The sequence below is a fragment of the Micromonospora sp. NPDC006766 genome (assembly GCF_040636055.1).
In the GTDB taxonomy this organism is placed as follows: domain Bacteria; phylum Actinomycetota; class Actinomycetes; order Mycobacteriales; family Micromonosporaceae; genus Micromonospora.
Window position 1 is genome coordinate 36,911 of the sequence record NZ_JBEYIX010000003.1, and the last position, 16,013, is coordinate 52,923.

The window sequence follows — 16,013 nt, forward strand, 5'->3', positions numbered from 1 at the left end:
TGGCCATGAGCTTCGACAAGTGCTTCACTGAGTCCACGGGAGGTGATATTCGTGAGTAAGTCCGTTCTCCCAAAGTTGGGCAACCTGGCATGGGCGCCGATCACCTCAGTGGAGGAGGTCGAGATCTTCGACCGCTACAACGGTGTACCTACACTGGGCGTATTCAGGACGGGCAGTGTAGCCCACCTATTCTGGCGCGTGCTTGGCTACACAGGCGACATCTCTCTTTGGTTGTATGTTCCGCTCTCAGACGGAGATGAGCAAGCACTCGACGACGACGAGGGCCCCGGCCTTCTGGATGGAATCGTCTACCACTCGCCGAGGCAACGCTATGTGACTGTTGGGGTTGCCGACTTCAACAGGCTCATTTTCGAGCGCGAGTGGAGCATTCCGGCCGAGGCAAAGCGTGGCGAAATCCTTCATTCATTGGTTGAGGATGTGGCGGCAGCTCTTCAATTCGCAATTGAGGAAGGCTTTCCTGCCAGCAGGAGGGAAAACTACAGGAAGGCGCAGGAAGCCGTGCGCCATCTTGTGGCCTGCTGACTACCTCAACCGTGCCGCTCCTAACCCTTAACGGGTGGGAGCGGCACGTGCTTTTGCAGCATGTCCGAGGCCCAACGGGCGGCGGCTGCGCGCCTCGCGGTGTCCCGCTCGGTGGTCATTGATGGCCACGCCGGCCAGAGCCGAAGCAAAGTCTGTCGATCATGACCGGGAGGGCCCTGCTCCTCTTCCAGTCGACGAGCCTGAAGGCCGGCGGTACGCAGGGCTTTCACCAAGACCAAGACATGACTGGCATGCCTGTGGACAAAAGCTATCGGGCCACCCACTCACACATCGAATTTGCCGGCCCTAATGCCCTCGATAAAGTCAGCCCACTGTTCGGGGGTGAAGGACAGTGGCGACCCCTGCCGGTCCTTGCTGTCGCGGACCATCACAACCCGGGGCGGCGTGGCAACCTCTACGCAGTTGCCACTTGAGCCGGACCTGGTGCTCTTGCGCCAGGTGACGCGAGTCAGGCCCATGCCACACCCTCCTACGTGATCAAATCGGCACCGATCGTACGCAGCGTATCTCGCGTGGGCTTCGGCGCCAGTGCGAGGGCTTGGAGTTGTTCATGCGCTGCGGCGTACGCAGCGATCTCGGAGGGCCGGTCCAGGTACAGGGCGCCGGTGAGCGTGTCCACGTAGATCATGCGCTCCTCGGCTCCGTCCGGGTACGGGTCCGGCATCGGCGGGAAGTAGCATCGGCGGGCCATCGCCGGCCAGGATCGCCTGTCGTTCCATTTCCTGCCCCGCGACGCCGTCCGGCCGTAGATCATTCGCGCCGGTCTCTGCAAGTCGTCACTCGAGATCAGCCGCGATCCGTGCGTAAATGGCCAGGTCGACGCGGCCTGAATCGGTGAATCCTGCGTTACGGGCAGTGCCCTCGAACGCGAATCCGGCCCGCTCACCGACCCGAATCGAACCGGTGTTGCCCGGGGCGATCCGCAACTCGACGCGCTCGAACCCGGCGTGGTTCAGCAGCCATCGGGAGAAGACATCGACTGCGGAAGTCATCAGGCCACGGCCGCGGGCCGCCGGCACCAGCCAGTAGCCGATTTCGCACACGCCAGCCCGCCAATCGATCCGCTTGGCGTCGATGATGCCGGCGAACTCGCCGCGCTCGCGGACGCTGCGGATCAAGCCCCTGCCGGAGGCGCGGACGCCGGGCGCCATCACGGTGCAGAACTCCATGGCCAGGTCGAGCGGATAGGGCCTGGGCAGCGGCAACCAGCGGCGGATCTCCGGATCCTGGACGGCGGCATGAATCGCAGGGGCGTCCTGCGCCTGCGGCGGGCTCAGCGTCAGCTGCTCACCGATCCGCAGGGTCACATCCTCGATGGTCCGCACGGTTGTGGTCATGCGGCTACCGCTGCCCCTCGTCGACCCACCAGCTCAGCCCTAACCGCAGCTCGTAATGACCCACCTGGTGGTCGTTGATGGCCAGCGAAACGGCGGTCCTCAACCGTCGAACTTCCCGGTCTTGATGGCCTCGATGAAGCCGCGCCACTCAACGGCGTTGAACGACAACACCGGTCCCTGCCGGTCCTTGCTGTCACGAACCATGACGGCCTGCGGCGGGGCGGCGACCTCTACGCAGTCCCCGCCAGCGTTGCTCCGCGTGCTCTTCTTCCAGGTGAGGGGGGTCATGCCTGCTCCTCTGCGATCGATGCGATGAGCTTGCGAGTCTGCGCCTCGCTGAGGGCTTGCTTCTCGATGGCGGACCATACGCGTTCGTACGCTGCGACCTCGGCCGGTTTTTCGAGGTACAGGGCACCGGTCAGGCCGTCGGAGTAGATGATCGACGGCTCGCTACCCGCATCGAAGTCGAGAATCGTGAAGGCACCGTTGGCCAAGCCTGCGGGGTGCAGACCGACGCCGAACGGCACCACCCGCACGGACACGTTCGACTGACGGCTGACCACGATGACGTGGTTGAGCTGCTCAGCGTCCACACCCCGCCGCAGGACGGCCTCGTCAAGCACGATGTCAACCTGCGGCGCGCGGGGTAGGGAGCGGGTCAAGAGTGTCTGCCGGCCGAGTCGCACGGCCACGCCTCGGTCGATCTCCTCCGCCGTCATGTCTCGGTGCGCGACTTCGTAGACACGGGTGGCGTAGGCCTTGGTCTGGAGCAGACCGGGGACCAGCTGTGCCTCGTACTTGCGCAGGCGGCTCGCGGCGGCTTCCAGGCCGACGTACAGCTCGAACCACTCGGGGATGGCGTCGCCATACGAGTGCCACCAGCCGCGCCCCTTCGTCTCCTTTGCGAGGCCCATCAGCGCCTCGGTCAGTTCTGGTGACGCTCCGTAGACCTTGCACATCGCCTCGGCGTCGAGCGAGCGCATGGACGTAGCGCCCGTTTCGATCCGCCAGATCTTCGGGGTGGACCACTCCAGCGCGTCAGCTGCTGCCTTGACGGTCATCCGCGCCTCTTCGCGGAGCTGCCGGAGGTGCCGCCCAAGCTGCCGCCTCGGGACGGTCGAGCCGGTGTCCGTTGTCATTGCTGCTTCCTCTCCGGCACTACATACCGGGCGAAACCTGCGCTCGATATGTAACACCTGTCGGCCACGCTCCGCAATGGAGCCCAACGCTCTGAAAGCCCTTCATTCGTTTCATCCAAAATGTAATCTTGCATATCGAGTCCTCGCCGGTAAAGCATGAGCTGGGTGTGGTGGTCGGATGACCGTGCGTGGCCCGGCTGCCGCGCCCCCTACCTGAGGAGGGCGGGATGAGCAGGCACGTCAGCTACGACCAGTACGTGATCGCCACAGCCCTGACCCTGGCCCGCCGGCATCGGCCGGTGTGGTCATGGCAGAGATGGCGGCGGGTCTGCCGCTGCGGGAGCGACCTGCCCTGCCGGTCCAGACACCGCGTTCCGATCAACCACGGGCACTGGCCGGGTGAGGGCCGATGACCACGCACGGCCCGGTCCTACCGACCTGGATCTGCGGCAGCTGCGGTGCCCCCTGGCCCTGCCGCACCCGCCGACAGGAGCTACGTGCCGAGTACGAGGACGCGCCCACGTCCCTCGCCATCTATATGGGCTCGTGTTTCGTGGCGGCGACCCAGGACATGGGCTGGGCACCTGCGGGGCTGGTGTACCGCCGGTTTCTCGGCTGGCTTCGGTGACGCTCCGCGCCGGCGACCTGCTTCGCATCGACCGAGCGGCCAGCGTGCAGTTCGTGGAGCCGATGCTGTTCCGCCTGATCAGGGTGCTCGACTGGGTGACCTACGACGGGTGGGTCTGGCTGGACGGCTACCAGCTCAACGCCAAGGGCGATGCCGTCGCTCGTCGCTCGATCTTCGTCCAGAAAGCCGGGCTGGCCGCCCTCGCCCAAGGGTGGCGGGGCACACCATGAGCGGGACAGTGCGCGGGGCTCGGCGCTGGGAAGATCACCCGCACGACCAACCACTACGGAGGGTTAATGGACAGAAGGTCGATCCTCAGGGCTGCGGTTGCCGGCGTGATCGCGGTGCCGTTCGCCGGGCTGTTCGGCGCGGCGCCAGCCGAGGCGGCGACGCAGTACGTGATGGCGACGGAGCAGGCCAGCGGGCAGATCCTCCGCTTCAACCCCGCTTCCTGGAGCAGCGGTACGGTGCTGTGGCAGGCCCCGAGCCGTACCGGCACCTGGACGAACCTGTCGGACGTCAAGCGCCGCGCCACCGCCAATTGGGGCAACGTCATGCTGGTGACCGCCTCGGGCGCCGGTGACTACCGCGGCCAGGTGGCGATGATCCAGGAGAGCAAGATGAGCTCCGCCAAGACCGGCGGGATCGTCTGGCAGGCCACCGTCACCGGCAACCCGCACTCGATCGAGCGGATCGCGACCCAGGGCGCGATCGTGGTGGCCACCACAAAGGGGGCCAACGGCGCGACCAGCGGCGGCGGGCTGCACCTCTTCGTCCCCAGCTCCAACGGGGGGAAGCCCGGCACCAAGGCGGCGCAGTTCATCAAGTTCCCCGGCGCGCACGGGGTGATCTACAACCAGAATGGCTTCATCATCGCCGTGGGCGACGGCGAGGCCCGGCTGTACGGGATCACTGGAAACGGCTCGAGCACCCGGCTGCAGTACCGGACGAAGTACACCTTCAGCGACGGTGCCGGCAAGGCCAAGATGGGGCACGACATCCTCCCCGACTACAAGGGCGGGGGCTACTACTTCACCTCGTCCTACAAGGTGCGCACGCTCAACCTGGTGTACGCCGGCAACAGCTGGCAGTTCACCTCGGTGAGTGTGGCGAGCAACACCGCTCACGTGAAGGCGTACACCCGGCTGCCGAACGGGGTGAAGGCCTGGGTCGTGCCCGGCTCCGGCGAGGGCGAGTGGAGCAAGACCATCCGCTTCAGCTCCGGCAACCACAGCAAGAGCGGTGCCCGCTTCTACCGGGTGCGTTACTACACGACCGCGTTCGGCTGAGCGGGCCGGGGTACGGCGGGTGCCCGATCACCCGCCGTACCCCGGGGTCCGTCAGCGGACGGTCAGCGTGCCGGTCAGCGGCAGCGGCGTGACCACCGGCGGGAGCCGCTTCGGCTCGCCCCGGCGCGGCTCGCCCTGCTGGGCGAGGGCGCTCTTCGACATGGTTGCCCGCACGTCCGGCGACTCCGGGTTGTCCGGGTCCTCCGGCCAATCCGGCCCGTACACGAACGGCTGGTCGTCACCGGTGCACACGGTGCCCTTCGCCGGCAGCTTCACCTTGAGTAGGTACCTGTCGATCGCGCCGGTCACGCAGTCTGACGTGCCGTACGCGGTGTGCCCCCAACTGTCGCTGCTGAGCAGCCGGCTGTTCGGCAGCAGCGCCGCCGAGCTGACCGCGCCCTTGTAGTTGGTCGCCGGGTCCCAGAAGTTGCCGACCACCAGCACCGGAGCGCTGGTACGCCGGTTGAACGGCCCGGTGTAGGCGTTCTTGTCGCGTACCGTCCAGGTGTTGCGGGCGCACGGCGCGCTGACCCACGCCCATTCCCGGCCGAAGTACGGGGCCCGCTTGTCGGCGGCGGCGACGAGCTTCGGCCAGGAGCTGGCGCTCTTCGGGTGGTACGCGTCGGTGCAGTCCACCGTCAGGAACGTCTCGTACCCGTTGTCGTACGGGAAGTCGTACGCGCGCTGCTGGCGGGCCTTCGCGGCGCGCTTGGCCAGGGCGGCACCGGCCTGCGCCCGGACGGGCGCGGGGGCGGCCGGGTCGGTCGCCTCCAGCAGCCACCTGGTCATGTCGCTGATGATCAGCCAGCCGTAGGGGCTGTAGAGCGCGCCGAGGGAGGCGTCGACGAAGTCGGCGTAGCTGATTTTGAACTGCCCGAAGTCCGGGTCGTTGATCACCGCCGGCTTCTTGCGCAGTCGCTTCGCTACCGTGTCGTACGCGGCGATCGGGTTGCCGGTGGACGCCAGCGGGCACTGCTCCGCGCCGACCTTGGCGCACCGGGTCAGGATCTCGCGCAGGGCCTTGTACGCTCCGTCGGCGCTGCGCAGCCGGGTCTCCTGGAGCTGCTTGCGGGCCTTGCCCTTACCGACCCAGGCGTTCGGGTTGAGCACCCCGTCGACCACGAGGGCGCGGACCCGGTCCGGGAACATGTTGGCGTAGTACTGACCCAGCGCCGTGCCGTAGCTGAAGCCCAGGTAGGTGAGCTTCTTGTCGCCGACCGCGCGGCGCAGCACGTCCATGTCGCGGGCCACCTCGGCGGTGGACGCCGCGCCGGTCAGCGGCTTACCGGTGGTCGAGCACGCCTTGCCGACCGCCTTCGAGGAGGCGACGTACGCCTTCTCCTCGGCTTTGGTCCACGGGAAGGCCACGTTGAGCCCGGCACTCGCCTTCGTCTGGTCCCGCACCGAGCGGAAGCACTTGATGTTTTCGCTGTTGGCGACGCCGCGCGGGTCGACGCCGACGATGTCGAAGCGGTCGAGCAGGCTGTCGCTCAGGAAGTAGGGCGCGGCGAGCGCGATGCCGGTGCCGGAGCCGCCCGGGCCGCCCGGGTTGATGAAAAGGCTGCCGATCTTGTGCTTCTGGTCGCGGGCCTTGACCCGCAGCAGCGCGATCTCGGTGGTGGCGCCCTTCGGCTTGTCGTAGTTGCGCGGCAGCCGGACGGTGGCGCACTGGGCGTAGCCGTAGCACTTGTACCAGCGGAGCTTCGGGGTCGGCACGCGGTCGACGCGGCGAGCCTCAACGGCGCTGGTCCGATCGGACTTGGCTGCGGCGAGTGGCGCCGCGACGGCGGGCGTGATCGCTGATCCGGCGAGGACGATGCCGGCTATCCCTGATGCGATCAGGGACCGGATTGCACGTGGCATGTAGCTGCCTTCCGGTGGGAACGGGTCGGTCGAGAACACCTCGACCTTCGTCACTCTAAGAAGCGCCGGCCACCAATAGCGCCCGTCAAACGTCAATCGATCCTATTTGTCATCAGCTTGACGCCTTGTGGTGTCGCCTTTCCGCTTCGCACGTTGACAGGAGACCGTCCCCAGTCATGCTTGTCGGATGAGTTCCCTCCCGAAGCCTGATGCGCGGATGAAGGCCGCCGTCGCATCGCTGGCGGCGGTGGCGGTGCTCGTGACCCTGGTGGCCTGGCGCCCCGAGGGCATTCTCTCGGTGCTCCTGGCCCTGGTCTGCGTGCTGCTCGGGATGGTTGCCGGGGTGCTGGTGGCCGCCGCCCGGCAGGCGCGGGTCGGCGAGACGCCGGGCGAGGACTGGCCGGCGCCCGGCGGCCACGGCGTGGACGCCGACACGCTGGACGCGATCGATTCCCGGGCGGTCCGGCAGCGGCGGGCGGCGCACGGGCTCAACGACCGGTGAGGGTGGGCACGGCGAGCGCGTCCACGCCCCGCCCGGCCAGGCAGCGATAGCTGCGGCCCTCGTCCGTCCCGGACGGGGGCAGCACCTCGAGGTTCCAGCCGGCCGGCTCGTCGATGCCGCTGACCAGCCGGAAGGTGCGAACGTTGCAGATCTGTTGGACGGCCGGGTCGGCAGCGACCGCGGCGTGGCCCGCCCCGACCAGCGCCGCGGGCAGGTCGCCCGCGACGTACGTCTCCCAGGTGTGCCGGCCGTCGCACGGCACCCGGGTCGCCTCGGCCCGGTCGCTGCGCAGCCGTACCGGGCCGAAACACTCCAACTCGGATACGCAGCGGGCGCCCGTCGGCAGGCGTACGCCCTCGGCCGCGCAGCCCGGTAGGGCCTTCGGCCCAGCCGGGTCGGCGATCGCGCTACCCATCGACGTCGGCAGACCCAGGCCCGGCATGCCGCTGGCGAACCAGGCTCCCGCGCCGGCGGACGCGGCCAGCGCGAGCGCACCCGCGCCGCCGCGGAGCCAGCGACGCGCCCACCGCCGGTCACGCGCGGGCACGGTCGGGCCGTCCTCCTCCGTGGACGGGCACGGCACCGGCTGGCCCTTCGGACCGACGGGATACGCCCCGCCCGTGCTCCACCCGTGGCCGATCGGGGCACCGAGGTACGGCACCCCGCTGGTCGAGGAGGCGGCCGGCTCGATCGGGAGCGCGGCGAGCAGGCCGCCCAGTTCGACGGCGGAGGGGCGCTCCCCGGGGTCGTTGGACATGCCGAGCCGCAGCACATCGATCAGCTCGCTCGGCACCCCGGGCAGGTCAGGGATCGGCTGGTGGAACATCTCCAGCAGGGTGACCAGGCTCGGGTTGCGCTCCGACTGCCAGCGCGGCGGCCGACCGTACATCACCGCGTACAGGGTTGCGCAGAGCGCGTAGACGTCGACCGCCGGCGACGGCGGGCTGTTGTTGAACATCTCCGGCGGCGCGTACGCCGGGGTGAGCACTTCCAGGGTGACCGAGGCGTCGCGCACCTCGGCGAGCACCGCCAGCCCGAAGTCGGCCAGCACCGCCGGGTTGAAGTGCGAGTGGAGGATGTTGGCCGGCTTGACGTCCCGGTGCAGCACCCCGGACGCGTGGGAGTGGGCGAGCGCGTCGGCGAGCTTGACGCCGAGGTCGCGGGCCTCCACCGGGCCCAGCGGCGCGGTGCGCATCCGCTCCGCGTACGACCCGTCGCAGAGCTCCATGATCAGGTAGGGATGCTGGTCGACGGTGACCCCGACGTCGAAGAGGTCGACCACGTGCGGGTGGGAGGACATCCGACCGGCGGCCCGCGCCTCGCGCAGGAAGCGCGCCTGGTCCCGCTCGCTGTCCAGGGGGCGATTCTCCACCTTGACCGCGACCTCGCGCCCCACTGAGATCTGGATGGCCCGGTAGACGGTGGCGTAGCCCCCTCGGGCAAAAACCTCTAAATCGGTCAGACCGGGCACGATGGGCAGCCGCAGGGCGCCGGGCGGAGTCTCGGTCACGGCTCGAAAATACCCAACGATCCCGGTCGCTCAATGCGCCGTATCGGCCGCCGGCACGGAGACCGCCCCGGCGGCGATGTCGTCCGGCGTACCGCCGGCGGCCACCCGGCGGGCATCCCACCAGAGGGCGACGGCCGTCGCCACCGCACCCAGCCCCTCCCAGGCGGCCACCCCGAAGAATCGGCCCGGGGCCACTTCGGACAGCACCGCGATGCTGAAGACCGTGAACGTGACCAGCCGGAACCAGACCGTGAACCGGTAGAACGGCCGCCACTCGGTGGCGGCGGCCAGCAGGTAGTAGACCCCCATGTTGAAGGAGGCCATCGAGGACGCGGTGAGGAACGTGCCGGTGTAGTCACCGGCAGCCCGCTCGGCCGGAATCTCGAAGCCCAGCATGCGCAGTTGGGCCTCCGGCCAGACCAGCCCGAGCGCGCCGAGCAGCAGCGCCAGCACCCCGAAGACCGCCATCGTCCAGCCGGCACCCGAACGCGGCAGCCTCATGTGTCCTCCCCACCCACGACCCCTCGGCCCCCGAGGCTAGCCGCCACGCCCGCCGCTCACATCCCCGAAACCGGCAAACCTGTCCGGGTACCCACCGCACCACCCCTGCGGCCCGGCGGGGCGTGCGGGAGTCAGCCGGCGAGGCGGACGCGGAGGGCGTCGGCGGCGGCCCGCTCGCTGCGCTGCTCGGTGGCGTACGCCAGGCGGACCGCCTCCTCGGCGCTGGCCAGAGCCTCGGCCGGGCGGCCGCAGGCGGCCAGCGCCTCGGCCAGCACGCAGGCCCCGATCACCTGGCTGCGGACGTCCTCGGCCGGGGCGACCACGGCCCGCCGCGCCCAGTCCAGCGCCTGTTCATGCTGCCCGTGGGCGAGCAGCGCGGACGCGTACCGGGCCATCGTCTGGCGGCGGGAGAAGAGCAGCGACGGGGTGTGCGCGGTGGCGACCGGGGCGAGCAGTCCCACCGCAGTCGCCGAATCATCGGCGGCGAGCCGGGCCATGGCGAGCAGCACCCGGGGCCCCACCTGGGCGGGAGCCTGCGGGTTGTGCGGCTCCACGGTGGTCAGCACCGACCGGGCGTCCCGCTCGGCGGTCTCGCGGTCGCCCAGTTCCAGGGCCACGAACCCGCGCAGCGTGCCGGCCATGCCGGTGAGCAGCGGATGCGACGTTCGGTTGGCGTACCCGAGAGCCTCGGTGAGCAGGTCCGCCGCGTGCTCGGATGCACCCAGCCCGCGTGCCACCACCCCGCGGACGACCAGCGCGAATCCCTGCCCCCAGTCGTCGCCGATCTCGGCGAACTCCCGGTACGCCCGGCGCGCCCCCCGGTCGGCCTCCGCCAGCTCACCCAGCTCGGCGGTGGCGTACGCCTCGACTGCCCGGAGCGTGCCGACGGCCCACGCCTCACCGACCCGCTCCCCGAACGGCAGGAACACCTGCGCCAGCCGGCAGGCCTCCCGCAGCCGACCGGCGAGCAGCCGGGCGAAGGCGGTGGTGCCGCGCAGCCAGGCCCGCCCGTACGGGTCCCGCAGCTCGGCGAAGAGCCGGGCGGCCCGGCCGAGCACCGCGTCGGCGCCAGCGAAGTCGCCCCGGGTGGTGGTCACCCAGGCCAGGTTCTGCAACGACCAGGCCTGCCCGCGCAGGTCCCGAGCGGAGAGGCTCAGCTGGTAGGAGGCGGCCAGCCGGCTGCCCGCCTGGCTCAGCCGGCCGGCGATGAAGTCGGCCATGCCGAGCCGGCGCATCACCGAGGCGCGCATCGCCGGCAGCTCCGCGCTGGTCGCCACCTGCAGCGCCTCCTGCCAGCAGCACACCGCCCGGTCGGCGTCACCGACAGTCTGGTGGGCCAGCCCGGCGAGCAGCAGTGCGCTGGCCCGGGTGGCCGCCGCGTCGCCGGCGTTGGCCGCGATCTTCTCGGCCGAGGCGAGCGCGTCGTTCGGGCGTCCGATCTGCAGCAGCGCCCGGGCGTGCACCACCTGGTCGGCCAGCGGCAGCCCGTCCCGGGCCAGCTCGGCGGCCCGCTCGGCGTACTCGACGGCCAGCGCCGGCTCCCCGGAGCGCAGCGCGCGGCGGGCGGCCCGGCCGAGCGCGGCCACGCCCAGCGGAGCCACCGCGCGGGCCGGCGCGTCGGGGCGCAGCTTCACCGCGTCGGCGAGGGCGGCGGCCCGCTCGACGTGCTCGGCGACGAAATCGTCCCGGGCCGTCTCGGTGAACCCGCTGGTCGAAGGCCCGGCGGCGGCCGCGTTCTCCGGGGCGGCCCAGCGGGCCAGCACGGCGTGCCGCTCGGCCAGCTCCGCCTTGCTCACCCCGGCGTACGCGGCCTCCCGCATCAGCGGGGTGGCGAAGGCGAACCCGGTGCGGGTGCGGTGCAGCATGCGACGTTGCAGCAGCTCCTCCACGGCCCGGTCCAGCTCGACCGCGGCCACCGCCGCCGGGCGGCCGTCCCGCCCGACGCGCTGCTCGCGGAGCGCCTCCAGCGCGCCCGTCGGCACGGTGTCGCCGACCACCGCGGCGTTCCGCAGCACCGACCGGGCGTCCGACGGCAGCGCGTCGATCCGCGCCGCGAGCACGGCGGCCAGGTCCCGGGAGAGCAGCCGGCTGCCCAGCGAGCCGGGGGCGAGCCGCCAGCCGATCGGAGCGTTCCGATCCCGGCCGGGGGTCAGCGCCCCGCGCTCCATCAGCAGGGTGATCAGCTCGGCCAGGTAGAACGGGTTGCCCTGCGCGGTGGCGAGCAGCCGGTCGGCGTCGGCCTGCGGCAGCTTGCCGCCGTTCAGGTAGCTGGTGAGCAGCCGGGCCGCGTCCGCGCCGCGCAGCGGGGGCAACGCGTGCACCTCGGCGTCCGCGACCCGGGTCAGCGCGCCGGCGGTCCGGACCAGCTCGGGGCGGCCGAGCAGCAGCACCAGCACCGGGCCGCTGAGCCGGGAGAGGGTCAACCCGAGCGCGTTGATCGTCTCGGCGGTGGCGTCGTGCAGGTCGTCCACGACGATCACCAGTGGCGCCTCGACGGCGAGCGCGCTGAGCAGGTCGGCGACCGCGCTCGGCACCGCCTCGGCGTCCGGATGCGACGCGGCCGCGTTCCACTCGCCGGTCTCGGTGGTGGCGGGGAGTTCGGCGTACCCGAGCAGGGCCAGCAGTTGGTCGACGGCGATGGGTGGCAGCTCGCCGGGGAGCCGGCCCAGCCGCTGCCCGAGCCGGCGCAGCCGCTCCTCGACCGCCGGCCGGGTGACCGCGGTGGCAGCGTCGTTGGGCAGGCCGACCGCAGCTCGGACCAGGTCGGCGAGGGGGGCCAGCCGGCGACGCTCGCCGAACGCGGCGCAGCGCACCGAGAGCACCCGGGCGCCGGTGTGCGCGGCGTACCGGCCGGCGCCGACGTCGTAGCCGGCGGCGAGGCGCTCCACCTCGGCGGCGAACCGGGACTTGCCGATCCCCGCCTCGGCGGTCATCAGCAGCACCCGGGGCTCGCTCCGGTCGATCACCTCGGCGAGCCGGCCGGCGATCCGGCCGATCTCGGTCTCCCGACCCACGAAGGGCGCCTCGTCGCCGAGGCCGGACCGGGTGCCGGGCGCGTCCAGGAGACCCAGCAGCTCGTACGCCTCGACCGGCTCGCGCTTGCCCTTGAGCCGCAGCGGGCGCAGCGCCCGCCAGGAGGCGACGTGCCGGGTGGCGGCGGAGGTTCGCGCGCCCGCGTAGACCGCGCCGACGGCGGCGGCGTCGGCCAGCCGGGCGGCGGTGTTCACCGTGTCGCCGATGACGGTGTATTCGATCGCCGCCTGGATACCGGCGATCACGTCACCGGTGTTCAGCCCGACCCGCAGGCCGAGCGGCGCGCCGCCGCCCCGCTCGTCGTCGAGCACCCGGCGGACCGCCCGCTGCATGGAGAGCGCGGCACGGACCGCCCGCTCGGCGTCGTCCTCGTGCGCGACGGGCGCACCGAAGACGGCCATGATCCCGTCACCGGTGAGCTTGTCGACGTGCCCGCCGAAGGTCTTCACCGCGCCGGCGAGGGCGGCGAGCACCCGGTCGGTGACCGCGCCGACCCGCTCCGGGTCGAGGTCCTCCGACCAGGAGGTGAAGTCGGAAAGGTCGCCGAAGAGCACGGTGACCACCCGCCGCTCGGTGGCGGGCAGCGTCGCGGCGGCCGGCAACGCGGCCCCGCAGTTGTGGCAGAACCGGGCGCCGGGTACGGCGACGGTCCCACACACCGGGCAGGTCACGGCTGCTCCACTCCGAGGTATTCGAGCTGCGCGCGGACCGACCACTCGGCCGCCCACCACAGCGACCGGTCGACGTCGGCGTAGACCGTGGCGACCACCTCCGGCGCGGTGGTGGCCCCCCCGGCCACCGCGGCGCGGACCTGGTCGAGCCGGGCCCGCCGGTGGGCCAGGTAGAACTCGGCCGCCGCGCCGCAGTCGGCCAGCGCCGGGCCGTGCCCCGGCAGCGCCGGGATCCCCCGGTACGTCGAGAGCAGCTCCAAGCTCGACAGGTAGTCGCCGAGGTGGCCGTCCGGGTGGGCGACCACGGTGGTGCCCCGGCCCAGGATGGTGTCACCGGTGAGGATCACCCGCTCGTCGCCGTGCTCGACGAGGAAGCAGACCGAGTCGGCGGTGTGCCCGGGGGTGCTCAGCAGACGGATGGTGAGCCCGGCGTCCAGCGCGGCGGCCGGCGTCAGCGGCTCGCCGCCGATGGTGTGCGCCGGGTCGGCTGCGCGGACGGGCACCCCGCCGAGCAGCTCGCTCAGGCGGGCCGAGCCCTCGGTGTGGTCCGGGTGGCCGTGGGTGATCAGCACGAAGCCGACCGGCCCGTACGCCGCGATCGCCGCCAGGTGCTCCTCGTCGGCGGGACCCGGATCGACGACCACCGCGTGTTTCGCGCCGGGGGCGCGCAGCACCCAGGTGTTGGTGCCCTCAAGTGTCATCGCCCCCGGGTTCGGCGCAAGCAGCAGCCTCACCCACCCCGGCAGCTCGTCCGCGAGCGCCCCTACCGCCCCGGTCACATGCCCACCCATGGCAGCGATCGTACGACCCCGCCCGCCACTCCCCGCGATCTTGCACTTCCGGCCACTGGTTTGTGGTCGTTCACGGCTTTCGCACCGGCGAAAAGTGCAAGATCGCGGGGGCGGGTGGGGTGGGCCGGTCAGGCGACCTCGACGATGGCCTCGACCTCGACGGGGGCGTCCAGGGGAAGTTCGGCTACGCCGACGGCGCTGCGGGCGTGCCGGCCGGCCTCGCCAAAGACCGTGAGGAACAGGTCGGAGGCGCCGTTCATCACGCCCGGCTGGCCGGTGAAGCCCGGCGCGCTGGCCACGAACCCGGTCAGCTTCACGATCTTGACGACGTTCTCCAGGCCGACCAGCGAATCGATCGCGGCGATGGCGTTCAGTGCGCACCGCTGCGCCAGGTCCTTCGCCTGCTCGGCAGAGACGCCGGCGCCAACCTTGCCGGTGGCGAGCAGCTTGCCCTCCACCATCGGCAGCTGACCGGAGACGTAGACGTGCTGCCCCGACTGGACGGCCGGCACGTAGCTGGCCACCGGCGGCACCACCTCGGGCAGGGTCAGGCCCAGCTCGGCGAGTTTCGCGTGTGGTCCGTTCGCCATGGCGCTCACGCCTTCGGGCGCTTGAGGTAGGCGACGAGCTGCTCCGGGTTCGGACCGGGGACCACGGAAACCAGTTCCCAGCCGTCCTCGCCCCAGTTGTCGAGGATCTGCTTGGTCGCGTGGACCAGCAGCGGCACCGTGGCGTATTCCCACTTTTGCATCGAGTCAAGGCTCCCTTGCCTGATGGGCTTCAGTCAGCCACAGCCTACGGTCCGGTGGTGCTAGCCGGACACGGGACGCTGCTCAGGCGCCGGGGGCCCCTCGCCGCAGGGGCCTTCGTGGTCGTAGCGCTGCGGGCACCGGGTGCGGTCGGGCAGCAGCAGATCACAGAAGACCCGGTGCCGGTTGTTCTGGTCGTCGGCGGTGGAGACCGTCGTCTCGCCGGCGTCCAGTTCACTGAGAAAACCGAGCGAGGTGGCCACGGTGCCGGCCAGCGCGGTCGCCGCCGCCAGGTCGCCGACCCGGACCGGCAGGTGGATGACGTAGCCGGGCTCCTCCTCGCTGCGGCTCCGCTCACCGGGCCCGACCAGCGTACGGATCCCCTCGAACGGCAGCCGGTACGACCGCTCGTTGAGCGGCAACCCCTTACCAGATCCGTCAGCCTCGCCGGGCCGCCCCGCCCGCTCACCGGGGCGGAACTGGCCTCGAGGGACGTTCTCCGCGTCGCGCATACCCTTGCCTCCGGGCCTCGTACCTGCTCAAAGTCACCATCGTCCGGCTCGGACTCGCCGGCGGTCCGGCCCCCGCGTGCGACGAAACTAGGACCTGGCGACAGTCCCAGCAATGGGACGCGCAGGCCCGGTCACGTCCAGTCACATATGCGACAGACCGCCCGTCGGGGAAGCGATGGCGGCCTCGCGTTTGCCCCGGGCGTGGACCGCGCGCCCGGTCGCCCACGCGGGGCCGACCGATCCCCCGCCGACCGTTACCCTTCGGGTCTGGACTGGCCATCCCGCGCTCGCCCGCACGCCCGATCACGTAGGTCGCCATCGGGTGGCGCCGGCACCGCAACCCGGGGGGAAGACATGACCCAACCGCCCATCGGTGACGCCGCCGGCTCGCCCGGCGGTCCGCCTCACCCGGAACAACCCGCCGGCGCCACGTCGCCCGCCGGGCCACTGCAGGACCCGCCAGCGCCGCAGCAGCGGCGCGGGCTGCTGATCACTTTGATCGTGCTGGCTGCGGCGATACTGCTCTGCGGCGGTGGCGGCACGGCTGCGTTCTTCGCCCTGCGGAACGCCGAGGACGGCGAGGGCGCGAAGGAGCCGACGGTCGCGGTGGAGGGCTTCCTCACCGCGGTCTACCGCGACCAGGACGCCAGTAAGGCGGCCACCTTCGTCTGCTCGGCCGCCCGGGACGACAAGAAGATCGCCGCCAAGGTCACCGAAGTGCGGCAGTACGCGGGGCAGTACCGGAATCCGCGGTTCCGGTGGAGCACCCCGACGGTGGACAACCAGACCGACGACCGGGCGACCGTCACCACCGAGGTCACCATGACCACCGCCGACGAGAAGGTGGCCAGCCAGGAGCTGCGCTTCACCATGGTGCGCAAGACGGGTTGGTGGGTCTGCGAGGTCGGGTGAGCCCGGCGGCTG

General features: G+C 71.2%; 19 protein-coding genes. 6 read left to right on the forward strand and 13 right to left on the reverse strand.

Annotated features, from left to right (window positions below; genetic code table 11):
- The first annotated feature begins 51 nt into the window (after nt 1–51).
- Nucleotides 52–543, forward strand: a complete 492-nt coding sequence (locus tag ABZ671_RS05745; protein ID WP_357851830.1) for a hypothetical protein — start codon at nt 52–54, stop codon at nt 541–543.
- A gap of 284 nt (nt 544–827) precedes the next feature.
- On the opposite strand, the gene ABZ671_RS05750 is transcribed toward ABZ671_RS05745, so the two are convergent.
- The 5 genes from ABZ671_RS05750 to ABZ671_RS05770 all read right to left on the reverse strand — a co-directional run bounded on the left by ABZ671_RS05750 (nt 828) and on the right by ABZ671_RS05770 (nt 3,040).
- A complete protein-coding gene (locus ABZ671_RS05750; RefSeq protein WP_357851833.1) occupies nt 828–1,022 on the reverse strand; it encodes a DUF397 domain-containing protein in 195 nt (64 codons plus the stop codon).
- Between the two features lie 11 nt (nt 1,023–1,033).
- Nucleotides 1,034–1,255, reverse strand: coding sequence for a Scr1 family TA system antitoxin-like transcriptional regulator (locus ABZ671_RS05755; RefSeq protein WP_357851836.1), 222 nt, complete (start codon nt 1,253–1,255; stop codon nt 1,034–1,036).
- Between the two features lie 85 nt (nt 1,256–1,340).
- Nucleotides 1,341–1,901 carry a GNAT family N-acetyltransferase gene (locus tag ABZ671_RS05760; protein ID WP_357851838.1) on the reverse strand — a complete coding sequence of 187 codons (561 nt, stop codon included), beginning with the start codon at nt 1,899–1,901 and terminating at the stop codon, nt 1,341–1,343.
- 99 nt (nt 1,902–2,000) lie between these two features.
- Entirely contained in the window at nt 2,001–2,189 is a 189-nt protein-coding gene (locus tag ABZ671_RS05765) for a DUF397 domain-containing protein (RefSeq protein WP_357851841.1), read from the reverse strand.
- Nucleotides 2,186–3,040 (reverse strand): helix-turn-helix transcriptional regulator, encoded by an 855-nt coding sequence (locus ABZ671_RS05770; protein ID WP_357851844.1) that lies wholly within the window; start codon nt 3,038–3,040, stop codon nt 2,186–2,188. The genes ABZ671_RS05765 and ABZ671_RS05770 overlap by 4 nt, the downstream gene beginning before the upstream one ends.
- Before the next feature lie 409 nt (nt 3,041–3,449).
- Between ABZ671_RS05770 and ABZ671_RS05775 the strand changes: the two genes are divergently transcribed.
- From ABZ671_RS05775 to ABZ671_RS05785, 3 genes are all read left to right on the forward strand, one after another.
- Nucleotides 3,450–3,668 (forward strand): hypothetical protein, encoded by a 219-nt coding sequence (locus ABZ671_RS05775; RefSeq protein WP_357851847.1) that lies wholly within the window; start codon nt 3,450–3,452, stop codon nt 3,666–3,668.
- On the forward strand, nt 3,665–3,898 hold the full coding sequence (locus ABZ671_RS05780; RefSeq protein WP_357851850.1) for a hypothetical protein: 234 nt from the start codon (nt 3,665–3,667) through the stop codon (nt 3,896–3,898). The genes ABZ671_RS05775 and ABZ671_RS05780 overlap by 4 nt, the downstream gene beginning before the upstream one ends.
- Before the next feature lie 66 nt (nt 3,899–3,964).
- Nucleotides 3,965–4,957, forward strand: coding sequence for a hypothetical protein (locus ABZ671_RS05785; protein WP_357851853.1), 993 nt, complete (start codon nt 3,965–3,967; stop codon nt 4,955–4,957).
- Between the two features lie 51 nt (nt 4,958–5,008).
- Here ABZ671_RS05785 and ABZ671_RS05790 read toward each other — a convergent pair whose 3' ends face one another.
- Complete coding sequence (locus ABZ671_RS05790; RefSeq protein WP_357851855.1) at nt 5,009–6,820, reverse strand: alpha/beta hydrolase; 1,812 nt, start codon at nt 6,818–6,820, stop codon at nt 5,009–5,011.
- A 187-nt stretch (nt 6,821–7,007) separates the two neighbouring features.
- Here ABZ671_RS05790 and ABZ671_RS05795 point away from each other — a divergent pair, with 187 nt between their 5' ends.
- Entirely contained in the window at nt 7,008–7,322 is a 315-nt protein-coding gene (locus ABZ671_RS05795; RefSeq protein ID WP_357851858.1) for a hypothetical protein, read from the forward strand.
- On the opposite strand, the gene ABZ671_RS05800 is transcribed toward ABZ671_RS05795, so the two are convergent.
- The 7 genes from ABZ671_RS05800 to ABZ671_RS05830 form a co-directional block, all read right to left on the reverse strand.
- On the reverse strand, nt 7,309–8,832 hold the full coding sequence (locus ABZ671_RS05800) for a serine/threonine-protein kinase (protein WP_357851861.1): 1,524 nt from the start codon (nt 8,830–8,832) through the stop codon (nt 7,309–7,311). The genes ABZ671_RS05795 and ABZ671_RS05800 overlap by 14 nt on opposite strands.
- A gap of 30 nt (nt 8,833–8,862) precedes the next feature.
- On the reverse strand, nt 8,863–9,333 hold the full coding sequence (locus ABZ671_RS05805) for a hypothetical protein (protein ID WP_357851864.1): 471 nt from the start codon (nt 9,331–9,333) through the stop codon (nt 8,863–8,865).
- A 131-nt stretch (nt 9,334–9,464) separates the two neighbouring features.
- Entirely contained in the window at nt 9,465–13,037 is a 3,573-nt protein-coding gene (locus ABZ671_RS05810) for an adenylate/guanylate cyclase domain-containing protein (protein WP_357851867.1), read from the reverse strand.
- A complete protein-coding gene (locus ABZ671_RS05815; RefSeq protein WP_357851870.1) occupies nt 13,034–13,828 on the reverse strand; it encodes an MBL fold metallo-hydrolase in 795 nt (264 codons plus the stop codon). Before ABZ671_RS05815 ends, ABZ671_RS05810 begins: the two co-directional genes overlap by 4 nt.
- Nucleotides 13,829–13,956: 128 nt before the next feature.
- Complete coding sequence (locus ABZ671_RS05820) at nt 13,957–14,418, reverse strand: RidA family protein (protein WP_357851873.1); 462 nt, start codon at nt 14,416–14,418, stop codon at nt 13,957–13,959.
- Nucleotides 14,419–14,423: 5 nt separating this feature from the next.
- Nucleotides 14,424–14,579 carry a DUF4177 domain-containing protein gene (locus ABZ671_RS05825; protein WP_013736319.1) on the reverse strand — a complete coding sequence of 52 codons (156 nt, stop codon included), beginning with the start codon at nt 14,577–14,579 and terminating at the stop codon, nt 14,424–14,426.
- A gap of 60 nt (nt 14,580–14,639) precedes the next feature.
- Nucleotides 14,640–15,089, reverse strand: coding sequence for a hypothetical protein (locus ABZ671_RS05830; RefSeq protein ID WP_357851876.1), 450 nt, complete (start codon nt 15,087–15,089; stop codon nt 14,640–14,642).
- Between the two features lie 354 nt (nt 15,090–15,443).
- On the opposite strand from ABZ671_RS05830, the gene ABZ671_RS05835 reads away from it, so the two are divergent.
- Nucleotides 15,444–16,001: a hypothetical protein gene (locus tag ABZ671_RS05835; protein WP_357851879.1), complete on the forward strand. Its 558-nt coding sequence runs from the start codon at nt 15,444–15,446 to the stop codon at nt 15,999–16,001.
- Nucleotides 16,002–16,013 lie beyond the last annotated feature (12 nt).